Annotated in this window: 22 protein-coding genes; 6 read left to right on the top strand and 16 right to left on the bottom strand. The window is 37.2% G+C overall.

Annotation, left to right across the window (positions count from 1 at the left end):
* Positions 1–82: 82 nt before the first annotated feature.
* The 5 genes from BTO22_RS06210 to potA all read right to left on the bottom strand — a co-directional run bounded on the left by BTO22_RS06210 (position 83) and on the right by potA (position 5,210).
* Positions 83–1,126 carry an extracellular solute-binding protein gene (locus BTO22_RS06210; protein ID WP_105054729.1) on the bottom strand — a complete coding sequence of 348 codons (1,044 nt, stop codon included), beginning with the start codon at positions 1,124–1,126 and terminating at the stop codon, positions 83–85.
* A gap of 210 nt (positions 1,127–1,336) precedes the next feature.
* The gene (locus BTO22_RS06205) at positions 1,337–2,371 is read right to left on the bottom strand and encodes an extracellular solute-binding protein (RefSeq protein WP_105054728.1); all 1,035 of its coding nucleotides are present in this window, start codon (positions 2,369–2,371) and stop codon (positions 1,337–1,339) included.
* Between the two features lie 109 nt (positions 2,372–2,480).
* On the bottom strand, positions 2,481–3,251 hold the full coding sequence (potC, locus tag BTO22_RS06200; RefSeq protein ID WP_105054727.1) for a spermidine/putrescine ABC transporter permease PotC: 771 nt from the start codon (positions 3,249–3,251) through the stop codon (positions 2,481–2,483).
* A complete protein-coding gene (gene potB, locus BTO22_RS06195) occupies positions 3,251–4,108 on the bottom strand; it encodes a spermidine/putrescine ABC transporter permease PotB (RefSeq protein ID WP_105054726.1) in 858 nt (285 codons plus the stop codon). Before potB ends, potC begins: the two co-directional genes overlap by 1 nt.
* On the bottom strand, positions 4,092–5,210 hold the full coding sequence (potA, locus tag BTO22_RS06190) for a spermidine/putrescine ABC transporter ATP-binding protein PotA (protein WP_105055568.1): 1,119 nt from the start codon (positions 5,208–5,210) through the stop codon (positions 4,092–4,094). Before potA ends, potB begins: the two co-directional genes overlap by 17 nt.
* A gap of 327 nt (positions 5,211–5,537) precedes the next feature.
* Between potA and BTO22_RS06185 the strand changes: the two genes are divergently transcribed.
* The 3 genes from BTO22_RS06185 to BTO22_RS06175 are packed head-to-tail and all read left to right on the top strand — an operon-like array spanning position 5,538 to position 7,757.
* Positions 5,538–6,365 (top strand): hypothetical protein, encoded by an 828-nt coding sequence (locus tag BTO22_RS06185; RefSeq protein ID WP_105054725.1) that lies wholly within the window; start codon positions 5,538–5,540, stop codon positions 6,363–6,365.
* Between the two features lie 8 nt (positions 6,366–6,373).
* Positions 6,374–7,108 carry a glucosaminidase domain-containing protein gene (locus tag BTO22_RS06180; protein ID WP_105054724.1) on the top strand — a complete coding sequence of 245 codons (735 nt, stop codon included), beginning with the start codon at positions 6,374–6,376 and terminating at the stop codon, positions 7,106–7,108.
* Position 7,109: 1 nt separating this feature from the next.
* The gene (locus BTO22_RS06175; RefSeq protein ID WP_105054723.1) at positions 7,110–7,757 is read left to right on the top strand and encodes a DUF2987 domain-containing protein; all 648 of its coding nucleotides are present in this window, start codon (positions 7,110–7,112) and stop codon (positions 7,755–7,757) included.
* A 104-nt stretch (positions 7,758–7,861) separates the two neighbouring features.
* On the opposite strand, the gene ttcA is transcribed toward BTO22_RS06175, so the two are convergent.
* The 11 genes from ttcA to ccoN form a co-directional block, all read right to left on the bottom strand.
* A complete protein-coding gene (gene ttcA / locus BTO22_RS06170; RefSeq protein WP_105054722.1) occupies positions 7,862–8,785 on the bottom strand; it encodes a tRNA 2-thiocytidine(32) synthetase TtcA in 924 nt (307 codons plus the stop codon).
* 133 nt (positions 8,786–8,918) lie between these two features.
* A complete protein-coding gene (gene uspE / locus BTO22_RS06165) occupies positions 8,919–9,866 on the bottom strand; it encodes a universal stress protein UspE (protein WP_105054721.1) in 948 nt (315 codons plus the stop codon).
* 151 nt (positions 9,867–10,017) lie between these two features.
* On the bottom strand, positions 10,018–10,770 hold the full coding sequence (locus tag BTO22_RS06160) for an FNR family transcription factor (protein WP_105054720.1): 753 nt from the start codon (positions 10,768–10,770) through the stop codon (positions 10,018–10,020).
* Positions 10,771–10,865: 95 nt separating this feature from the next.
* A complete protein-coding gene (locus BTO22_RS06155; RefSeq protein ID WP_105054719.1) occupies positions 10,866–11,540 on the bottom strand; it encodes a sulfite exporter TauE/SafE family protein in 675 nt (224 codons plus the stop codon).
* Complete coding sequence (gene ccoS, locus BTO22_RS06150) at positions 11,530–11,700, bottom strand: cbb3-type cytochrome oxidase assembly protein CcoS (protein WP_105054718.1); 171 nt, start codon at positions 11,698–11,700, stop codon at positions 11,530–11,532. The genes BTO22_RS06155 and ccoS overlap by 11 nt, the downstream gene beginning before the upstream one ends.
* A complete protein-coding gene (locus BTO22_RS06145; protein WP_105054717.1) occupies positions 11,693–14,071 on the bottom strand; it encodes a heavy metal translocating P-type ATPase in 2,379 nt (792 codons plus the stop codon). Before BTO22_RS06145 ends, ccoS begins: the two co-directional genes overlap by 8 nt.
* Before the next feature lie 13 nt (positions 14,072–14,084).
* Positions 14,085–14,564, bottom strand: coding sequence for a FixH family protein (locus BTO22_RS06140; protein ID WP_105054716.1), 480 nt, complete (start codon positions 14,562–14,564; stop codon positions 14,085–14,087).
* 132 nt (positions 14,565–14,696) lie between these two features.
* Positions 14,697–15,668 carry a cytochrome-c oxidase, cbb3-type subunit III gene (gene ccoP / locus BTO22_RS06135; protein WP_105054715.1) on the bottom strand — a complete coding sequence of 324 codons (972 nt, stop codon included), beginning with the start codon at positions 15,666–15,668 and terminating at the stop codon, positions 14,697–14,699.
* Positions 15,668–15,850: a cbb3-type cytochrome oxidase subunit 3 gene (locus BTO22_RS06130; RefSeq protein WP_061002352.1), complete on the bottom strand. Its 183-nt coding sequence runs from the start codon at positions 15,848–15,850 to the stop codon at positions 15,668–15,670. Before BTO22_RS06130 ends, ccoP begins: the two co-directional genes overlap by 1 nt.
* A gap of 10 nt (positions 15,851–15,860) precedes the next feature.
* Entirely contained in the window at positions 15,861–16,472 is a 612-nt protein-coding gene (ccoO, locus tag BTO22_RS06125; RefSeq protein WP_061002351.1) for a cytochrome-c oxidase, cbb3-type subunit II, read from the bottom strand.
* 12 nt (positions 16,473–16,484) lie between these two features.
* On the bottom strand, positions 16,485–17,915 hold the full coding sequence (ccoN, locus tag BTO22_RS06120; RefSeq protein WP_105054714.1) for a cytochrome-c oxidase, cbb3-type subunit I: 1,431 nt from the start codon (positions 17,913–17,915) through the stop codon (positions 16,485–16,487).
* 268 nt (positions 17,916–18,183) lie between these two features.
* Between ccoN and BTO22_RS06115 the strand changes: the two genes are divergently transcribed.
* The 3 genes from BTO22_RS06115 to BTO22_RS06105 all read left to right on the top strand — a co-directional run bounded on the left by BTO22_RS06115 (position 18,184) and on the right by BTO22_RS06105 (position 22,022).
* A complete protein-coding gene (locus BTO22_RS06115) occupies positions 18,184–18,639 on the top strand; it encodes a hypothetical protein (RefSeq protein WP_105054713.1) in 456 nt (151 codons plus the stop codon).
* 96 nt (positions 18,640–18,735) lie between these two features.
* Entirely contained in the window at positions 18,736–19,920 is a 1,185-nt protein-coding gene (locus tag BTO22_RS06110; protein WP_105054712.1) for an FIST signal transduction protein, read from the top strand.
* Between the two features lie 14 nt (positions 19,921–19,934).
* Positions 19,935–22,022, top strand: coding sequence for a PAS domain-containing hybrid sensor histidine kinase/response regulator (locus tag BTO22_RS06105; RefSeq protein WP_105054711.1), 2,088 nt, complete (start codon positions 19,935–19,937; stop codon positions 22,020–22,022).
* The last annotated feature ends 164 nt before the right edge of the window (positions 22,023–22,186 follow it).

The raw sequence follows: 22,186 nt of genomic DNA, 5'->3' as shown, positions 1-22,186 counted from the left end.
AATTAAAAAAGCCAATGAATCGTATAATTCACTGGCTTTTTATTCGATTACTTCAATCTTGATGAAGCTAAGTAGAGTTATATTACATATCTACTTTTAGACGTTGGAAGTATTCGTCGTATAGCGCGCTTGCTTCACCGACTTCATCTTGCCATTCGCCTGAATCCATTACTTCTTGTGGTGGGAAGATATTTGGATCATTCGCAAACTCTTTTGGAAGAAGAGGGTATGCTGATTTAACAGGTGTTGGGTAACCAATTTCTAGTGCGATTTTAGCTGCATTCTCAGGACGTAGTAAGAAGTCCATCATTTGATGCGCTGCGTCTACATTTTTTGCGCCAGCAGGAATCGCTAGGCTGTCCATCCAGAAAATTGCGCCTTTATCTGGCCATACGATTTGAATGTTGGCACCTTCTTCACGCGCCATATAAGCTGAACCGTTCCAAAGCATACCAACACTAGTCTCACCAGCTAAGTACGGATTTGCTGGGAAATCAGAATTAAATACTAATATGTTAGGCATTAGTTTTTTCAATTCTTCATATGCTTCTTTGATTTCATCAGGATTGGTTGTGTTTGCTGAGTAACCTAATTTTGTTAATGCAATATGGAAGACTTCACGAGAGTCATCCATCATCATTAATTGGCCTTGCCATTTTTCATCCCAGAAATCATCCCAAGAATTCAGATCATTTGGGTTCATCATATCGGCATTAACACCAATACCTGTTGCACCCCAGATGTAAGGAATCGAGTAGTTATTATTTGGATCAAATGGTTTGTTCAAATAGTTAGGATCTAAATCTTTGAAATGAGGCAGTTTACTTTTGTCTATCTTTTGTAGCATGCCTTCTTTGCGCATTTTAGACACAAAGTAAGTTGAAGGAACAATTAGGTCGTATCCAGAGCCTTGAGTTTTTAACTTAGCATACATGCTTTCGTTAGACTCATAAGTTGAATAATAAACTTTGATACCAGTTTCTTTGGTAAAGTCTTCTAGCACTTCATTAGGGATGTATTCTGACCAGTTGTAAAAATAGAGCTCTTTATCCGCAGCTTGTGCATTACCAGCGATTAAGGCTGCAGCGCACAGTCCTGTAGAGACGAGAGTTGTCCACTTTTTCATTTCCTTCTCCTATATCAGAGGGATTTCCATTAATTAGCCGAACATTATAACAATAATTGAGACAGACTTCATGGGTTTATAAATCAAGGGCTTGATATAGATTAGTTTTTAAGAAAAGAAAGGGAGAGTTAAAGGAGGATATCCGTTATTTATAAATATAAAAATGGCAGCGTAAACGCTGCCATTAATTAAGGTCAGTAAAGGGTTAGGTTACTGTCCGGCTTTCAGTTTTAAGAAGTACTCTTCGTATTTCACTGTCATATCACCAACGGCTGATTGCCATTCTACACGGTCAAGATCTTCTTGAGATGGGAACAGTGGAGCAACATCTTGAAATTTATCATTTGATGCTTTAACCGCAGTTAAATAACCAGTATCTTTTGAAATACGAGCTGCAATTTCAGGGCGAAGTAAGAAGTCGATCATCTTATGAGATGCTTCTACATTTTTTGCACCAGATGGAATTGCAAAGTTATCAACCCAACCAATACCACCTTCTTTAGGGAAAATTAGTTTAATTGGTAGGCCTTCAGCTTGTGCGGCAGCTGCAGAACCATTCCAAAGCATACCAAGACCAACTTCACCAGCCATGTATGGTGCTGCAGGGTTATCTGAATTAAATACTAATACATTTGGCATTAATTTTTGAAGCTCAGCGTATGCTTCATCGATTTCTTTTGGATTTGTTGAGTTACCAGAGTAGCCTAATTTGCGTAATGCGATGTGGAAGACTTCACGAGTATCATCCATAAGCATTAGTTGACCTTCAAATTCTGGATTCCAAAGATCACCCCAGCTATTGAAGTCATCAGGATTATACATTTCAGTATTTACGGCAAGACCTGTAATAGCAACCACGTGCGGGATAGAGTATTCATTTTTTGGATCGAATGCTTTATCTAGGTAGTTTGTATCTAAGCCACTAAAGTTTGAAATTTTTGATTTATCAATTGGTTGTAGCATTTTTTCGTCACGCATTTTTGCTACGAAGTAAGTTGATGGAACAACTAGGTCATAGCCTTTATTATGCGCTTTCATTTTTGCGTATAAAGTTTCGTTAGACTCGTAAGTAGAGTAGATAACTTTAATGCCAGTTTCTTTAGTAAATTCTTCTAAGATATCACTGTTGATGTATGGTCCCCAGTTCATGAATACCAGTTCATCATTTTCTTTTGCGTTAGCAACATTCATTGTTAGTGCTAATGCACAGGCGGTTCCAGTAAAAAACGCAGCCATTTTGTTCATTGATTGACTCTCCATTAGAGTGATAAAAAAGAAGACATGTCGAACAAAAGGCATGTCTTCCAGATTTCATTGCTTGTAATAAGCAATTGATTTTAAATTTTGAAAAAACTTACTTAATTTTTTCTCTTGCAAGCAGTTGCGAAAGTACAACCAAAGCCAGTGAAACGATTAACATAACTGTCGCTAGGGCATTTACTTCTGGAGAAATACCAACTTTAACCATTGAATAAATTTTCAGAGGTAAAATTTCATAAGTAGGACCTGTTACAAATGAACTAATGATTACATCATCCAGCGACAGAGTAAAACTTAATAACCAACCAGCAGCAACCGCAGGTTTTGCTAATGGTAAGATAATTTGCTTTAGGATAACCCATTCACTTGCACCTAAATCACGGGCTGCTTCTAGCATCTTCACATCAAAGCCTTTTAATCGGCTGTATACTGTCACAACCACAAATGGCAGACAGAAAGTAATGTGAGCAATTAACAAGGTTAAAAAGCCAAGTTCAAAGCCGATCACCAAGAAGATAGCGAGTAATGAAATTGCCATTACGATATCAGGTGACATCATTACAATAAACAATAGGCCATTAACGAACTTCTTGCCTTTAAACTGATAACGAAATAGGGCAACAGCTGTTAAGCTACCAATGATCGTTGCAGCAGTACCTGAAATCACAGCAATGGTGATTGAGTGCCAAGCCGCTTGCATTAAACTATCGTTATTGATGAGAGCTTCATACCATTTCGTAGTAAAGCCGCCCCATTTCATGCCAAATTTACTTGCGTTAAATGAGTTTGCAATCAAAACGATGATTGGCAGGTATAAGAAGATGTATACCAAACTCATGAAACTAAATTTTATTGTGCGTCCCATTAATCTAGATCCGCCTTTTTATTTAATAACTTTCCTGCACGGTAGTATGCGTACAGCATTAATGCCATTGCTAAGGTTAGGGCAATACTGGTTGCTGCGCCAAATGGCCAGTCACGAGCATTAAGAACCTGACTCTTAATAACGTTACCAATTAATAGGTTTTTCGCGCCACCTAGCAAGTCTGAAATGTAGAACATTCCAAGTGCAGGTAGAAGCACTAATAGACAACCACCGATAATGCCAGGCATTGTTAGTGGTAACACAATCTTCCATAACGTTTGAAGTTTGTTCGCACCTAGGTCACGAGCAGCTTCTAGATAAGTACCGTCTAGTTTTTCAATTGCTGAATACAGTGGCAAAATCATAAAAGGCAATAGAATGTAAACTAAGCCAATCATTACTGCACTTTCTGTGTACATAATACGTAATGGTTTATCGATGATATCCATAGCGATTAAGCTTTTATTCAGAATACCTTGCGTACCTAACACTATTTTTAACCCGTAAGTGCGGATTAATGAGTTAGTCCAAAAAGGAACAATGATTAAAAACAGCATAAATGGGCGCCACTTTTCAGGCATTTTTGCAACAATGTAAGCGAATGGGTAACCCACAACTAAACATAGCAGTGTTGCAACAATGGCCATATAAAATGAGTGCCATAGTACTTTTGCATATAGAGGATCAAAAAGACGCAGATAGTTATCCATCGTAAACGTCATTTCAATTAAATTTGCTTCATCACGCGTTAAAAAACTAGTGCCGATAATCATTACATTTGGAATGAATACGAACAGCAGTAACCAAGTTACGATAATTGTGATGATGATATTTTGGAGATTAAACTTCTTGTTCATCTGCTAACACCACTTCCCAGCTTTCAACCCAAGTAATTGCTACTTTTTGACCTAAAGAGTGATCAACATCTGGATCATCTTCATTAAAGAACTCACTGATCATTACTCTCATACCAGAATCTAATTCAAGTACAGAATCTAATGTCATCCCTTTGTAGGTACGCTCACGAACGTAACCAGTGATGCCTTTAGTATCTGATTCTTTAATTTCTTCAAGTCGTAAATCTTCAGGACGCAGCAATACTTTTACTTTATCACCCGGACTTACATCCAGTTCACAGTAAACAATTGCTGTCGTATCTTCGATTTCAGCTTTAATACGTTTGTCATCAAGGCGCTCTAGCACTGTTGCTGCGAACACGTTGATTTCACCGATAAAGCGAGCAACAAATAAGTTCTTTGGTTCTTCGTAAATTTCACGAGGAGTGCCGTCCTGTTCGATAACACCATCACGCATTACAATAATACGGTCTGACATTGAAAGGGCTTCTTCTTGATCGTGAGTTACAAAGATAAAAGTAATACCCAACTGACGTTGTAATTGTTTAAGCTCAATTTGCATTTGTTTACGTAGTTTGTAATCAAGTGCAGATAAAGATTCATCTAATAATAGAACCTTTGGCTTATTTACTACTGCGCGAGCAATAGCGATACGTTGTTGTTGACCACCAGATAACTGATGTGGTTTACGGTTTGCCATTTGAGCAAGACGAACCATTTGCAATGCTTCCATTACTCTTGGCTCAATATCTTGGCTTGGGATGTTTTGCATACGCAAACCAAACGCAACGTTTTCAAATACCGTCATATGTGGGAATAGGGCATAGCTCTGGAATACCGTATTCACATGCCTCTGTTCAGCGGGTATTGACGTTACATCTGTCGAATCCAGTAAAATTGTTCCTGCATCAGCGGTTTCAAAACCAGCAATCATGCGTAACACTGTGGTTTTACCACAACCTGATGGTCCTAGAATTGTTAAAAATTCACCGTGATTAACATCTAAATCAAAATTAGAGATCACTTCTTTGCCATCAAAGCTTTTTGAAATGCCGGTTAATTTAATAACGGCTTTTTTTTCGGATTGTTCTGTAACGTTCAATGTCTTTTTATCTCCGCCTTCGGGTTGTGATACCGCGCTTAGTGTTATGAATGTAAGATGGGATTTCGGGCGCATAATAGACCCCAAGTTACGATATTAAAAGTGTTTTTTATTTGATAACCCTATTTTTTTTTAAACTCTTTGTTTTTTAGCGTCTTAGTGTATATATGTTGAGCTTAATTATAGACAAAAATCAGTAAGTTGGTTGGTTTTGTTACAATTAAAAGTTGTTGTTTTCAAAGGATTATTAAAATTCTTTTTTTTGATTACTGCACAGTGAGGATGAAAGCCGTATAATCGCCGCATGTTTTATTGTGGTATACAGAAATGAGCGAACAACCAAAAGAAAAAACGTTTATCCTTGGTGGGAGCATTGAAAAGGCAATGACAGGACAAGTCGAATTGAGCCCTGTCAGCGTATTGAAAGAAGCGTGGAAAAATACGATTACGCATTTCTTTACGTTTTCACCCGCTATTTTATTACTGACGTTTTCTTATATGGCAGTATTCTTCATCGCTTTACAAGTTCAATTAGGTGATCCTGCAATTTTGTTTAAAGCTTTCCTTGGCGAAACGGAGCTAACGACTAATATCTCTTATGCAGCATTTGTGGCTGGATTAAGCGCTCAAGTTATTATTTCTCCATTAACAGCTGGAGCAAGCTTAATGGGTATGAGTCATGCGGCAGGGCTTAAGTGTCGTTCAAGTTATATTTTTAAAGGAATGGCTTCTGCGGGCATGATCGCTTTAGTTACGATCCTTTCTGAGGTATTACAAGGATTAGTAAACATTTATTTACCAATGGTTGCTCTTTATTTATCAATAGCTTTTGGCTTTGCTATTCTTTTGGTATGTGAGAAAAAAGTTCCGCCATTAAAAGCGTTACTATACTCATTTAGAGCAACGAATAGAAAACTGGCATCTATGCTTCTTATTCATGTTGTGATTATGATTACTTTGGTGTTTGGCATTGCTTTATATGGCGTAGGTTTAATTGTAGTAATGCCATTTATCTTTAATGTTAAAGGTATTCTTTATCGTAATATGTTCGGTATTACTTTAAAAGTAATGGTGAAAAATGATGAGGATGGTAGCAACAATGATGACAACCATACCCCAAATCAAGATGTTAAAAATAATATTTTCAATGCGTGAGTTCTATAATGATTAAAAAAATTCTTATTCTGTCTGCTGTATTAATGATGTCTGCTTGTACACCAAAAGAGAATGTTCCTGATTTTAAAGCCTTTACTGATGTAAAAGAGAAAAAAGCAGCTTTCTTTAACTTTATGTATCCAGCGGTAATTACTGAGAATACTCGAGTGAAAGAAGAGCGTACTTTCTTAGAGTCTCTAGTCATGAAATTAGATAATGATGCGGATATATCTACAAAAGAATTAGAACAAGCAACTAAGCTATCTAATTTATATAAAGAGAAGTTAACCGATGCAGGGATTACCTCTGGTTGGGTGAACGCAATGTTAGTCAAAGTCGATTATATACCAGCACCACTAGTATTAAGTCAGGGCGCGAATGAATCTGCGTGGGGAACGTCTCGTTTTGCCCGCGAAGCAAATAATTACTTTGGACAATGGTGTTACACTAAAGGTTGTGGGGTTGTTCCAAGTAAGCGTAATGAAGGTGCTGTGCATGAAGTGGCAAAGTTTAATTCATCACAAGATGCTGTTCATGCTTACTTTAGGAATGTAAACCGTAACAATGCTTATGCTGATCTTCGTATAATTCGAGCTAAGTTACACAGTTCTCCTGAGGCATTAACGCCTGAGCAAGAAGCGAATGCATTAGCACATGGACTTATTCGTTACTCTGAACGTGGCGAGGCTTACGTTGAAGAGATCCAAGCGATGATCCGTCATAATAGTCAGTATTGGAGATAAAATGAAAAAATGGATTGGTGCGACAACGTTGTCACTGTTGTGTTTGGCGTTACCAGTTAAAGCTGAGCAGTATCGTTTTACTTATTCGAAACTGTATTACCAGTTAAAAGTGAATCAAAAAGAAGGTCATGAAGATGTTCGTATGGCTTTGTTTTTTAATGATTCACAAACGGGTAAAGCCTGTCAAATAACAAAAGCATGGATGGAAAAAGAAGAGCACTATGAAGAATTTACGATTCCAAGTAGTCAGGAGTTACCTCTTCCAATTGATGACAATTTAAAATCAGCTAATCCATTAGTTTATATTCAAACTGAAGAAGGGAAACAATGCGATATTTCAATGGAAGTATTAGCTAATAAACCTTTAACTGGTTCAGTAAGCTTTAATGAATTATCGCTATTAACAAAGCAAATGGACACTATGCTTTCAGATATTGGAGGTATGTTCTCTAAATACTTTATGCCAGATGTGGAAGGTGTACGCTTTGTTTTCAGTGACGCGGTAACATCTGGTATCAAAACGTCTAATGGTGTGATTATTCCTATTCAAAATGGGAAGGCAACAATAGATTTAAGAGGATTTAATCAAGAGACGTCTTTTGAATTACCGGCTACGCCATTGAAAGTAACGCCTTGGCTTGTTAAGTAATCTACTCCACACTGAATAAAAAATGGCGTTACTTTTAATAAGTAACGCCATTTTTGTATACAGCAATATAAAGTGAGTATTAACCACTAGTCGCCACAGTAAGATTACTGAACGTTCACGACATCTAATTGAAGTGACGGGTCAAATTCAGTTACGGCGTCATCAGAATCAACTGGTTGAACTGGCATTTCTTCTTTATCAAAACCAATATCTCCACCGTTAATAACTCCAGAATCACGGTTAATACTTTTAAAATCAAAGGTATTAAAGTCTGCAAGGTGACTTGGAACTACGTTTTGCATTGCTGTAAACATAGATTCAATACGTCCAGGAAACTGTGTATCCCACGTATTAAGCATTTGCTTAACATTTTGACGTTGCATGTTTGGTTGTGAGCCGCAAAGGTTACAAGGAATAATAGGGTAATCAGCCATGTCTGCGTACTTGATGATGTCTTTTTCACGACAATAAGCTAATGGACGAATAACAACATGCTCACCATTATCAGAAACTAGTTTTGGTGGCATACCCTTCAATTTACCGCCATAGAACATATTTAAAAACATAGTTTCTAAAATATCATCGCGATGATGACCAAGTGCAATTTTAGTTGCTCCTAATTCATTTGCCGTACGGTACAAAATACCACGGCGTAAGCGTGAGCATAAAGAACAGGTTGTTTTGCCTTCTGGTACTTTATCTTGAACTATTGAGTAAGTATCTTCTTCGACAATTTTGTATTCAACACCTAGTTTTTCTAAGTATTCAGGCAAAATATGTGAAGGGAAACCAGGTTGTTTCTGATCAAGATTTACAGCGATTAGATCAAATGAGATAGGCGCGCTTTTCTTTAAACCCATAAGAATATCTAACATGGTAAAACTGTCTTTACCACCAGATAAGCAAACCATGATGCGGTCGCCATCTTCAATCATATTGTAATCGGCAATTGCATTACCGGTATTACGACGGATTTTCTTTTGAAGCTTATTGAAATTGAATTGCTGCGCTTTGGTTAATTCGCTCATTTATTTACTCTAACCTAATGATGGAACTGATAAGGCGGGTATTATACCCAATCAAGATCAATAAGCGAGTTTCAGCAGGGATTATTTTGTTAATGAAGAAGAGAGGGCGACGAAGTTGCCGCCCTTAATGTGATTAGATATGATTAGGGTCTAAAGGACTAATATAACCTTCAGGTTTTAACGCTAATATATCGCTGTTTAAAAGTGATAATGTATTTTCTGCTGTATTACCAATAAAGATTGCTGATAACCCTGTACGGCCAGTGGTACCAAGAATAACAAGACCTGCATGCAATTCATCTTCAACCTCTGAGATAACTTCTTCTGTTATCCCTTCATATACATGAGTTTGTTCTTCTGGTATGCCATGATTTTGTCGTAATGCTTTCATTTGAGTTAGATGGTGACCTCGAATGGCATCTTTGTATTGAACTGTATCAAATTCTGGCAATTCAGCATGTATTGATGGCGGTGTAGAAGGATAGGCATTAACTAGGTGTGGGGTTGAGTTTAAAACCTCGGCAAAGTATTTTGCCTCTTCTACCATTTTATGATTAAGCGCTAGATGTGCCGGGTTTTCAGATCCAACATGAACGGACGCTAAAATATTACCATTATCTGGCCATCCTCTTGCTTTTACTAAAAGGACAGGAATTGGGGATTTACGTAATAAATGCCAATCTGTTGGTGTAAAGAAGACGGTTTCAAACTTAGCGTGTTCACGAGTCGCTTTAACTAATAAATTATAGCCATTGTCGAAAACTTCATTAATAATCGCTTCATAAGGGCGATTATGCCAAACAATCTTTATAGTAATGGTGACATGCTCAGGAATATCGTAACTCTCGATAACATCATCGAGCATTTTTACTTTTTGAGATACAACCCCATTTCTCATTGCTGTCCTTTCATCTGCAGATAGCATTGATGTCATTTCATAGGAGAAGTCATAGGTAGTACAAAATAGAGTGATCTCAGATGATTTTGTACTGCGTTTGGCAATATCTAATGCCCGATATAAGGCGGGTTGATCGTCCTGATCGATGATCCCTACAGCAAGTATTTTACGGTAGCGGTTCATAATAACCTCCTTGGTAAACCAATTTCATTAAATTGTTCTGTTATATTTACTTTAGCAGTTTAGTAAGGGATTTGTAGTGTTAGGATACAAAAAAGTGAGATACTTCAAAGAGTAGTATCTCACTTTTATATGATATTTTATGGGGTGTTACTTATTTTATTTCTTTAGCAGAGCCAGCAAGTTCAGCTAATGCATCGTGATCATTAATCGTGATGTATTTGCCTTTCACTGTAAGCATATCTGTTTTTTGGAAGCGTCCCAATAGGCGACTGATTGTTTCTACAGTTAATCCTAAATAGTTGCCGATATCACCACGGGTCATGGTTAATCTGAACTCTCTTGGAGAGAAACCACGTTGATGAAAACGAGTTGATAAGTTATATAGGAAAGCGGCTAAACGTTCTTCTGCATTCTTTTTTGAAAGCAACAGAATCATTTCTTGGTCGCCTTTAATTTCGTTACTCATTAAACGCATAATTTGTTGACGAAGCTTAGGCATTTTACCTGATAAATCATCAAGGATTTCATATGGTATTTCACATACCATTGATGTTTCAAGAGCTTGAGCAAAGCTTGGGTGTTCAGCATCAGTAATAGCATCAAAACCTACTAAATCACCAGCTAAGTGAAAAGCGGTAATTTGCTCGTCGCCTTGTTCTGTAATTGTGTAACTTTTGATCGTTCCTGAACGAATTGCATATAGAGAACGTAATTCATCACCGGCTTTAAAAAGCTCTTGGCCTTTTTGAATCGGTTTTTTGCGTTCAATGATTTCATCCAACTGATCTAATTCTGATTCATTTAATGTGAATGGAATACATAGCTGACTAATACTACAATCTTGGCAGTGAATAGCACAACCGCCTGACTGAATTCGTTTGTTTGCTGAGTTATCTGACATCATCTCATTCAATGCTCTTATAATTGATATAAGTCAATTTTAGCATTAACCTGTCCAAAAGTGGTAGCATAAAAACAAAACTATGCAAAAAAATATAATTAGTTTAATTGATCTATAGCAATAGATATCGTATGAAGGCCATAACTTAATAATAATAAGCCACTTATATTTTTTGTTACCTTATGATTTAACCATGATTTTAGTGTTTGAGCTCCTAGCCCTACGAGAAACATAGCGGGAAGAGTACCTAAACCAAAAGCCACCATAATAAGAGCGCCATTAATAGCACCTCCAGAAACGGCTGCCCAACTTAATGTTGAATAGACTAATCCGCAAGGTAACCATCCCCATAAGAACCCAAAAGGAATAGCATGAAAGGGGGTTTTTAAAGGGAGTAACCGTTTTGTTAGAGGAGACAAATATTGCCAAAGTTTCTTGCCTATAACTTCAATATAAACCAGACCTTTCCACCAGTTCCCGATATAAAAGGCAAGTAAACACATCAGTAGACCCGCAAGAATACGTAAGTAAACTAGTGCACTATAACTTCCTGATGTTGATGCAATAGAGAAGAAGAACCCACCAATCAAGAAACCAAAAATAGAGTAAGAGCAAATTCTACCAAGGTTATAAAGTAGGATGAATGACCAGCGAGGATAGCTTGTTTTCGCGGTATTCATGGAAATAACAGCTGAAATACCACCGCACATACCTATGCAGTGGCCCGCTCCCATTAACCCAATAATAAAGGCCCCAATAAAATCAATGTTCATCTTTTTTCTTTTTTATTGGTGTATCTTCGTCAAACAAGATTTCAGTCCCTTGACGGTCAAGATCTTCAAATTGATCGCTTTTTACAGCCCAAATGAAAACAGCAACAGCCACACATACTAGCATAATTGCGATTGGGATTAATAAATATAAACTAGCCATTTTCTTTTAATAACCTAAGAGAATTAGAAACAACAATAATAGAGCTACCAGACATGCCTACAACAGCAATATAAGGAGCAACTAATCCCATAACCGCTAATGGTAATATAATGGCATTATAACCTAAAGCCCATGCTAAGTTTTCACGGATTATTTTTCGTGTCTTCATCGCCAGCTCTCGAGCTTCAATAAGTCGAGAAAGGTTATCACCAAGAAGAATCATATCCGCTGAGGCTTTTGCTACATCGGTTCCTGAGCCCATTGCAATTGATAGGTGGGCACCTGCGAGGGTCGGGGCATCATTTATACCATCACCAACCATTAGGCTGACTTCTTGTTTAGGTAGTGATTTTAAATAATCTAACTTGCCTTGTGGTGTCGCACCAGAGACAACTTCATCTATATCTAATGCTTTTGCCACTCGTTCAACAGAAGAACTGCTGTCGCCAGTGAGCATGGTTACTTTAATACCTAAGTGGTGTAGTGATTGAATTAAGGCTTGGCTCTCTTGGCGAATTGGATCATCCAATACAAAAGCAGCAACCGCTTGTCCATTTTTAGACAACCATACTTGATAGTCTTGCTGATTTTCTAATTGGAAATTAGGCGTCGCAAACGCTTTATGGCCAATTTTCCATTCATCTTGACCTGAATATCCAACTAAACCGGAACCAATAATATTTTCAACTCGCTCGAAATGTGTCAGCTCTGGTTCTCTATACTCTGAGAATGCACGAGCTATAGGGTGATTAGCAAAAGACTCTAGCTCTGCTGCAATGACTTTTGATTGTTGAGGGTTAATACCACCGAAGGTGCTGATTTGCGTTAGGCGAATATTCCCTTCAGTTAACGTGCCTGTTTTATCAATCACCAAGCGATTTACTTTGCATAATGTTTCTAAAACATGCCCCCTACGAAGCATAAGACCTAACTGAGCTAATCGAGATGTTGAGCAAGTAATCGCTGTTGGTGTTGCTAATGATAAGGCACAAGGACAAGTTGCAACTAATACAGAAAGCATGATCCAAAAAGCGTCATCAGGCTTGGTTTCATGCCAATAGAACCAGGTGAAAGCTGAAATAATCAAGATACCAGCCACAAAATAGCGAGCGACTAAGTCTGCAATCTCTGCCACTTTAGGTTTCGACATTTGAGCTTCATCTTGTAATTTAACAATATTAGATATTAATGAATCAGCTTTGGTTTTCGTTACTTCTATGGTTAGATTTCCGTCGCCATTAATCGTCCCGGCATAAACTGGATCGGTTTCTGTTTTAGAGACAGGCATTGATTCGCCCGTAAACATTGATTCATCAATCGCACTGCAACCAGACAGTACAATACCATCAGCGGGTAAGTGTTCTCCTGGTGGAACAATTACGGTATCACCAACATCGAGTGTTCTTGCTGGTACTTTTTTACCTGATGTTAATGTCGCCATTACAGGAATTAATTTTAATAGATTACCAGTAATGGCTGCGGCCTTACGACGAGCTCGCATTTCTAAAAATCGACCAAGTAACAAGAAGAAAGTAAACATGGCAACCGATTCAAAAAAAACTTCGCCTGTTTCAGTCACGGTTGCAACAACACTGGCAAAATAGGCAAATAACATTGCGATCGAAACGGGAACATCCATTCCTAGCGTTCTCGCTTTTAAACTGCGCCAAGCATTCATATAAAATGGCAGTGCCGAATACAGCATCACTGGCGTTGCAAACACTAAACTAACGTATCGAAGGTAGTTTCTAAATTCAGCATCTAGATCTCCGAATACCTCTAAGTACAATGCCACAGCAAGCATCATTACTTGCATTGTAGCTAATCCAGCAACGCCTAATCGATATAGGTATTGTTTCATTGAACGATGGTATTCTTCTTCTTGCTTATCTGCTTCAAATGGCGCCGCTTTATATCCTAATTGGTGAATAAGAGTAAGAAGGGTGCTTAATTTTGTTTCTTCTGGATTCCAGCTCAACAATGCTCGATGTGTTGAGGTATTTACTTTGATTTGATGAATCCCTTTTGCATTAGCAAGTTGTTTTTCGATTAACCAAGCGCAAGCCGCACAAGACACACCATCGAGTGACAATGTCACTTCCTTGAAGTTATCGTTAGTTCGTATAAACTCTTTTTGAATCTCATTATGATCGTAGTGAGCTAATGCTTTTAATTGTTCTGGGACTAAATCTGCTTTATCGGCAGGGGTCGTACGATATTGATAATATGAAGAGAGTCCATTATCTACGATAGTTTGCGCCACTGATTCACAGCCTGGGCAACACATATCACGAGTTTGGCCTAAAATATCAACTTGAAAGTATGAACCGGAAGGTACAGGTTCACTGCAGTGGTAACAATCCTTCGACATAGGTCTACTTGCCTTATTTACCTAGTGGGAAAAAATCTTCGGTGGGGAAGTTAGTGCGACCTTGGATCATCCATTCACTATCGTGAGGTAATAACTCAATAAACCAAGGACCAGTTAAAGGCTCTTCTAATTGAATACGATAAACACTTTTCGCATCAGACGTTAATACTTGAGAAAAATCGTGATTTGGTAGGGTTCGATGAGTGAATATAGCTTTAATAGCCGGATTATGCTCAAGTTTTCCTTTGTCTAATTTAATTTCAATTGTATTACCAACAGAGCGAACTTTTGCAAAAATAGAGAGTTCTTGAGCCACTTTTATTTTAGAAAGATCGACATTAATCGCCTTTCCTTTTTTGTAGTAATCTTCAGCAACCAGATCAACATCATTTTCGACGAACAAAACAAAGGTAGTAATACAAGCGACAACAACAGTACCTGGGAGGATGATGAGAAACCAAGGCCAAAACTGCTTATACCAAGGTTGAGACATAGTAATAATTCCTATTAAAAATCTTTCTATAAGTGTTTATTATGTTGAAAGATATATGGCAAAAAGATGAGCTTATAACGTATTTTCTTTAAATAGAAAAAGCCCCTGAACATACAGGGGCCTTGTTTTTATTTACTTGTTGCTTAGACTCCAGACATAAGCAGAAAGAAGTTGAACTTTCTCTTCACCTAATACGTCTTTCCATGCCGGCATAACGCCTTGACGGCCATTGGTTACTGTCTCAGTAACTGCTGCACGTGAATCACCAAATAACCAATCATTGTCAGTCAGATCAGGAGCTCCTAGAGCAGGGTTACCTTTACCGTCTGTTCCATGACATGCAGCACAAACGATAAATCGTTGTTTACCTGCAGCGGCATCTTTAGCATTAACTTTACGACCTGATAAGCTAAGCGTGTAGCTAACTACTTCTTCTACACCATCAGCCCCTAAAGCATCACCCCAAGCTGGCATGTTACCAATACGACCATTCATAATGGTTGTTTTGATTGCTTGTGGCTCACCACCATATAACCATGCATTATCGGTTAGGTTAGGGAAGCCAATCATGCCTCTTGCATCTGAACTATGACATTGAGAACAGTTCTGTAAGAATAAACGTTGACCCACTTTTAGTGCATCTTCATCATTTGCAATATCAGTAATAGCTCGGAACTCAGAGCTCCCTGGCTTATATGCAAGTTTAGAGAATGTTTCACCAAAGCTTGTATTTGCATCGTCTAATTCACGAGCAAATTGGTCAAGCGTTTTATCTTTATGAGCACGTTCAATCGATGCTCGTGATTCTTCAACTGTACGAACGGTTTGATCTGAACTTGTCCAGCCTAATACGCCTTTAAAGTTGCCTAATCCTGGGTAAAGAATTAAATAAACAATCGCAAAAACGATTGTTGCCCAGAACATATAAGACCACCATTTTGGTAATGGATTATTAAGTTCACGAATACCATCGTATTCATGACCCATGTCTTCACCTTCTTCAACGCCTGTTGTGTTTTTCAGACAAAAACGAAGGAGTAAACCACAACCAATTAGCGTACCAATGGTAATGACACTTATCCAGAGACTCCAAAAAGTACTCATTATTTTTCGACTCCTGTCTTAATTTGGCTTGAAGTACTATTTTCTTCTTCATCAGCAAAAATCAAATTAGCCGCTTCTTCAAAACGTGTTTTTTGTTTTTTACTGTATGCCCAGAAAATAATGCCTACCATGCTTAAAAACAGAATAACTGTCCAAATTGCATGAATAGTTCCAGCGTCCATAGGGACCTCCTTACTTCATTGCGTGGCCAAGAGACTGAAGGTAAGCAATAAGTGCATCCATTTCAGTCTTGCCTTTAACCGCTTCAGATGCATTTTTTACATCTTCTTCAGTGTATGGAACACCGAAATTATTACGGAAAATGGCAATTTTCTTCGATGTTAATTCACCGTCAAGCACGTTCTCAGCTAACCAAGGGAAGCCAGGCATGTTTGATTCAGGAACTACATCACGAGGGTTCATTAAGTGAACACGATGCCACTCATCAGAGTATCGATCACCAACTCGAGCTAGATCAGGGCCTGTACGCTTAGAACCCCATAGAAATGGATGTTCCCAAACACTTTCACCAGCAACTGAATAATGACCGTAACGTTCCGTTTCTGCACGGAATGGACGGATCATTTGGCTATGACAAACATTACAACCTTCTCGGATGTAGATATCACGGCCTTCCATTTCTAGAGGAGTATAAACACGTAGGTTCTCAACAGGTTCTGTTGTCTGTTTTTGGAATATTAGTGGAGTGATCTCTACTAACGCACCAAAACTAATAGCAACAATAACCAATACAGCGAGGAGGCCAACATTTTTTTCTATGATTTCATGACGATTAGAACTCATAATCTGATCTCCTTATAGTGCTGGTTGAGGGATAGCTTTTAGACTGTTCTTCGGAGCAGAAATTGTTTTATATGCATTAAATGCAAGTAAGAACATTCCTGATAAGAAGATTAAACCGCCTAAGAAGCGAACAAAATAGAATGGATAAGAGGCTTCTAAAGACTCAACAAAGCTATACGTTAATGTGCCATCCGCATTTACTGCACGCCACATTAGACCTTGCATAACACCTGAAATCCACATTGCTACAATGTAAAGAACCGTACCAATAGTCGCTAACCAAAAATGAACATTGATTAGTGATACCGAATACATACGTTCTTGACCAAATAGCTTAGGAATTAAGTGATATAAAGAACCAATTGAAACCATTGCAACCCAACCTAACGCACCAGAATGTACGTGACCGATAGTCCAGTCAGTATAGTGAGATAGGGCATTTACAGATTTAATCGCCATCATCGGACCTTCAAAGGTAGACATACCATAGAAAGATAGAGAAACGATTAAGAATCGAAGAATAGGGTCATAACGAAGTTTATGCCAAGCACCAGACAGTGTCATTATACCATTGATCATGCCGCCCCAAGATGGTGCGAATAGAACTAATGACATAACCATACCTAATGACTGAGTCCAGTCAGGTAAAGCTGTGTAATGTAAATGGTGAGGACCGGCCCAGATATAAAGAGATACTAATGCCCAAAAGTGAACAATAGATAAACGGTAAGAATAAACTGGACGTTCTGCTTGTTTTGGTACGAAATAATACATCATACCTAAGAAACCAGCAGTCAATAGGAAACCTACTGCATTATGGCCGTACCACCATTGAACCATTGCATCAACAGCACCAGAATAAATCGAATATGACTTACCTAGTGATACAGGAACAGCAAGGCTATTCACAATATGAAGAACCGCAACGGTTAAAATGAATGCTCCAAAGAACCAGTTTGCAACGTAGATGTGAGATGTCTTACGTTTAAACAAGGTTCCAAAGAAAACGATAGCGTACGCAACCCAAACTAAAGTGATTGCGATATCAATCGGCCACTCTAATTCTGCGTATTCTTTACCTGATGTCATACCTAGAGGCAACGTAATTGCTGCTGCTAAGATAATTGCTTGCCAACCCCAGAAGGTGAACGCAACTAATGGACCACCAAACAAACGTGTTTGACAAGTACGCTGGACAACATAATAAGATGTTGCGAACAGGGCACTTGTGCCGAATGCGAAAATTACTGCATTAGTATGCAGAGGACGCAAACGGCTGTACGTAAGCCATGGTGTGTCGAAATTAAGTTGCGGCCAAACTAACTGAGCGGCAATTAGTACACCCACACCCATGCCAACAATTCCCCATAGTATGGTTACTAAAGAGAACTGACGAACAACGGTATAGTTGTAGTTTTGTTCATGCTGCTGTACTTGGCTCATAATTGCATGCTTCCACTTTTATTATAACTACACTTTACTTTCCATAGTGCGAACAAATTGTTCGCAATGCCATCCAAAATTCAATCTCTAATAATTAGATTTGTGACCCTTTTATTTTGAAATATCCTTTTTTAATGCAAAAATGGCATTTTCGGCATTAATGATACTTCACTTCAAAAATGAATCATAGTTGATGCCCACAGTATATTTACGGTTAAGCAACATTTTTTCATTTTTTTTGAACTAGATAACACAGGTTTTTTCATCTATGGCTATAGAAAAGTTAACAGGTCCTCGTTTATATCAACTTATTTTCTTGTTGGTAGTATTAATCTCCGCGTTTACTTGGAGAACAATAACCTATGTCCCAGCAAGTGATGTGAGTCTAATAAGTGAGAATTTAAAGATTTGTGACATAACAAATCAAGCATGTATGTTGAATATTGATAATAATCAGATCATTATTGACGTACAAGAAAGACCAATTAAGCAAAATTCTGAGATCACTGTATCAGTAGCAGGAATAGACTCTAAATGGAAAATGGAGGCAGAAGGAGTTGATATGAATATGGGAACATTGAAATTCAATCCTCTAGAAACTGAAGATAATATGCAATTGTATTCAGTTTTTGTACCAAAATGTAAACATAATGAAATGAAGTGGCAAATAAACTTATCTTCAGAGAATCGAGTAATAAATATTATATTTGATTCTAAAAAATAAATATTTTCAATATGTTATATAGATAAAGTATAAAAACTAACCGCTCATATATAAAAAAACACTTTTAAAGCATAAGTAATAGTATTTGGAGCGATTATGAAGATAATTAGCAGTATTTCACAAAAAATAGACTCAAGAGTTGCAATTGAAGAATGCCTCATGATTCTAGAAAAAGAGCTTACTGAACCAAGTATTATACTTTGCTATTTCACTGAAGAGCACAATGAAAAAATCATACTGTCTTTATTAAAGAAACAATTCCCAAATAGTAAAATCCACGGCTGTACTTCATGCCAGGGAATTATGACTGATGATGGTTTTGTCTCAAACAGCGCTCTTGCTGTCTGGGTTCTTATTGACACAAAAAATGGGCGTTATGGTACAAGTATTAGCGAGTACCATAATGCTGATAGCGTTCAATTATTAACGATTAAACTCTTAGAATCGGCTATTTCTGATAGTGGCCGAGAAGGGGAATTACCGTCATTAGTTCTTCTTCACGCTACATCTGGTTATGAAGAAATTATTATTTCTACTATCGATGATTTTTTTGGCACTCCAGTTCCATTAATTGGAGGAACTGCTGCGGATAATCATAATAAAGGTAACTGGTGTATTTTTACTCAAGACGATGTAGTCAATTCTGGTATCTCTATTTCTGTTTTTTATCCCTCTTGCAAAGTATCATATTCATTTCATTCTGGTTATGCTCCTTTTGATATTTCTGGAATTGCAACCAAAACGAATAAGCGGACACTCTATGAGATAGACAATAGACCAATAGTCGAAGTCTATAAAGAGTGGACTCAAATGTCTGATTTAATAAATAAAGATCAAAATCTGTTAGAGCATATGGCTCAATACCCTTTAGGTAGGATTGCGGGTTATATGGATACTGTTCCTTATTTCAAACTGGCTCACCCAACAAAAATTACTCATGACGGTGGTATTGAGTGCTTTGCTGATATTAATGTTGGTGAAGAAATTCATATGATGTATGGAGAGAAAGACCAAATAATATCTCGTCCTCAGCGTGTTATTAACTCCGCAATAGGGTATCAGCAAATAAGTTTTGCTCCAATTGGAGGTATTAACATATTTTGTGCTGGATCTATGATGCATATTAAATCTTCAATGCTAGATGTTTGTGATTCTGTAAATGCTGCAATGCATGAGGCTCCCTTTATCTGCCCATTTACCTTTGGAGAACAAGGTAGATTTACGGGCGGAGAAAATGCACATGGAAACTTAATGGTTTCTACTGTTTTATTTCATTACTAATCAGGTATTTGTTTGTGAAAAATCACACGGAGAAAGAACAACTTCAAGAAATACGGTTAGAATTGAAACGAAGTAGAGCCCGTGAAGCCGACCTTCAAAAAGAGAACAGACTCATACTTAATGGGCTTTCAATTATTTCTGAAGCTCAAACAAAAGAACATATTTTCAATGGTTTACTTACTGTCATTAAAGAGTTTATTCCTTTTGATAATGCCCTTGTTTTATCATCTTCAGATACAAAAACTTTTTCTGTCCTCGCTTCTACAAATCCTTTATTTAACGAGGTCACTTGGCAATATAATGATCTTTTTTATCGGGCTTGTAATAATGAAACTATTGTTTTATTTAAGCCATCTCAAACGTATCAATTCTCTTTTGATTCAACAGAATTACAATCATATTTTACTTCTGTTGCTATTAGTGGAATAGAATCCCATTCAGGTTATGCGGTAATTATTTTAATGAGTTCTGATTTTGGTGTGTATTCCACATCAACAAAAGAAACGATGCAACGTTTTATGCCTCTTGTTGAAAGAGCCATTATTGATATTGATTATAAAGAGCGATTAAATTCATTAGTTGCAATTAAAACGAAAGAATTAAAATTAAGTAAAGAGCGCTTCCAAGATTTTGCTGAAACTGTAGGTGATTGGTTTTGGGAAACGGACCTTCAGTTTAATTTTACTTACTTATCAGATTCAAAGATTAATAGTGTCCCGATTTTATCCCGTAATCTATTCACGTTAATTAATGATGATTCACTGATCTCTATAATAAAATCAGCCAGAGCTAATAAGATCTCATTTAATGAAATTGAGTGGTGTCCTGATATTTTTCACAATCAAATTTGGTTTAGCTTAAGTGGAACTCCATTTTTTGATGAACTTGGTAATTTGCTTGGGTACAGAGGTACTGTTAAAGATATCTCTGTAAGAAAAAGACGTATACGCGATATACAACAATCGAAAAGTGAGGCAGAAAAGGCAAACAAAGCGAAATCACAGTTCCTTGCAATGATGAGCCATGAAATACGAACACCATTAAATGCTATTCTTGGCTTAGTAGATATATTCCACGATAGTTCTTTATCTAAATCTCAAATCGAATGGCTTAACCAAATGGAAGGTTCAGCACAGTTACTATTAACAATTATTAGTGACGTATTAGATATATCAAGGATAGAAGCGGGTTCTTTTACTTTAGATGAACAACCTATTGATTTACTAAGCACAATCAATACCGCTGTTGATTTTTTTAAGGATAAAGTAGATAAAGATCTAATCACTTTAACTGTGACGGTGTCACATAATGTACCCGTTTATGTATATGCAGATCCAATTCGAATAGCTCAAATTATATTTAACCTTGTTGGAAACGCGGTAAAGTTCACCAAAAAAGGGCTTATTTGTATTAATATTAATCAAATAGACCATGGGCTGACTTCAATATCCGTTTCTGATACCGGTATTGGTATTGGACAAAATGCATTGGACCAGTTATTTCAGCCATTCGTACAGGCAGATAGTTCAATTACTCGTCAATATGGAGGGACAGGATTAGGTTTGTCAATCATTAAGCACCTAACTGAGTTAATGGATGGCACAATTAAGGTCGAAAGTATCTTAAATGAAGGAACTGAGTTTATAGTTGCATTACCATTAAAAGCCATAACTCAACAGCAGGTAATAACCGTTAGTAAACAGCCAGATTTAGAGCGATTGAATTTAGCGATAAATAAAATACGAGTACTTGTTGCTGAAGATAATAAAGCTAATCAAGCAATTATTAAGTTGATGCTAGAAAGACAAGGTCATGAAGTTTATATCGTTAGTAATGGTGAAGAAGCTATTTTAGAAATAAAAAAAGAAACACTTCCAAGTTATGATTTAATTCTAATGGATGTATCGATGCCAATTAAAGATGGGATTACGGCAACTAAAGAATTAAGAGACCTTGGATTTACATTACCTATAATTGCAATAACAGCGCATGCAATGAATACTGAAAAGAAAATATGTTTAGATGCTGGTATGGATGATTTTATTTCAAAACCAATAAGAGCAATAGAATTAAAAAAGCTGTTAGTATCATTAGATCTCTAAGCTAATAATCAATGGATAAATACGCAGTATTATTTAATGATTATTAGCTATTTTATGGTAAATATGATTATGGTTAAATGGATAAGCTTTAAGTAGATGAAATAGAGAATGGGGAAGCATATATAGATATTATCTAGATACACCAAACCCTATTTAACATAATA

It is taken from the genome of Aliivibrio sifiae, assembly GCF_002954705.1.
GTDB lineage: Bacteria > Pseudomonadota > Gammaproteobacteria > Enterobacterales > Vibrionaceae > Aliivibrio > Aliivibrio sifiae_A.
This window is presented reverse-complemented; position numbering and strand designations above follow the sequence as displayed.

Coding starts and splice junctions, on each gene's coding strand:
- BTO22_RS06210 (WP_105054729.1), bottom strand. CDS start 1,126: ATGAAAAAGTGGACAACTCTCGTCTCTACAGGACTGTGCGCTGCAGCC.
- BTO22_RS06205 (WP_105054728.1), bottom strand. CDS start 2,371: ATGAACAAAATGGCTGCGTTTTTTACTGGAACCGCCTGTGCATTAGCA.
- potC (WP_105054727.1), bottom strand. CDS start 3,251: ATGGGACGCACAATAAAATTTAGTTTCATGAGTTTGGTATACATCTTC.
- potB (WP_105054726.1), bottom strand. CDS start 4,108: ATGAACAAGAAGTTTAATCTCCAAAATATCATCATCACAATTATCGTA.
- BTO22_RS06185 (WP_105054725.1), top strand. CDS start 5,538: ATGAGCGAACAACCAAAAGAAAAAACGTTTATCCTTGGTGGGAGCATT.
- BTO22_RS06180 (WP_105054724.1), top strand. CDS start 6,374: ATGATTAAAAAAATTCTTATTCTGTCTGCTGTATTAATGATGTCTGCT.
- BTO22_RS06175 (WP_105054723.1), top strand. CDS start 7,110: ATGAAAAAATGGATTGGTGCGACAACGTTGTCACTGTTGTGTTTGGCG.
- ttcA (WP_105054722.1), bottom strand. CDS start 8,785: ATGAGCGAATTAACCAAAGCGCAGCAATTCAATTTCAATAAGCTTCAA.
- uspE (WP_105054721.1), bottom strand. CDS start 9,866: ATGAACCGCTACCGTAAAATACTTGCTGTAGGGATCATCGATCAGGAC.
- BTO22_RS06160 (WP_105054720.1), bottom strand. CDS start 10,770: ATGATGTCAGATAACTCAGCAAACAAACGAATTCAGTCAGGCGGTTGT.
- BTO22_RS06155 (WP_105054719.1), bottom strand. CDS start 11,540: ATGAACATTGATTTTATTGGGGCCTTTATTATTGGGTTAATGGGAGCG.
- ccoS (WP_105054718.1), bottom strand. CDS start 11,700: ATGGCTAGTTTATATTTATTAATCCCAATCGCAATTATGCTAGTATGT.
- BTO22_RS06145 (WP_105054717.1), bottom strand. CDS start 14,071: ATGTCGAAGGATTGTTACCACTGCAGTGAACCTGTACCTTCCGGTTCA.
- BTO22_RS06140 (WP_105054716.1), bottom strand. CDS start 14,564: ATGTCTCAACCTTGGTATAAGCAGTTTTGGCCTTGGTTTCTCATCATC.
- ccoP (WP_105054715.1), bottom strand. CDS start 15,668: ATGAGTACTTTTTGGAGTCTCTGGATAAGTGTCATTACCATTGGTACG.
- BTO22_RS06130 (WP_061002352.1), bottom strand. CDS start 15,850: ATGGACGCTGGAACTATTCATGCAATTTGGACAGTTATTCTGTTTTTA.
- ccoO (WP_061002351.1), bottom strand. CDS start 16,472: ATGAGTTCTAATCGTCATGAAATCATAGAAAAAAATGTTGGCCTCCTC.
- ccoN (WP_105054714.1), bottom strand. CDS start 17,915: ATGAGCCAAGTACAGCAGCATGAACAAAACTACAACTATACCGTTGTT.
- BTO22_RS06115 (WP_105054713.1), top strand. CDS start 18,184: ATGGCTATAGAAAAGTTAACAGGTCCTCGTTTATATCAACTTATTTTC.
- BTO22_RS06110 (WP_105054712.1), top strand. CDS start 18,736: ATGAAGATAATTAGCAGTATTTCACAAAAAATAGACTCAAGAGTTGCA.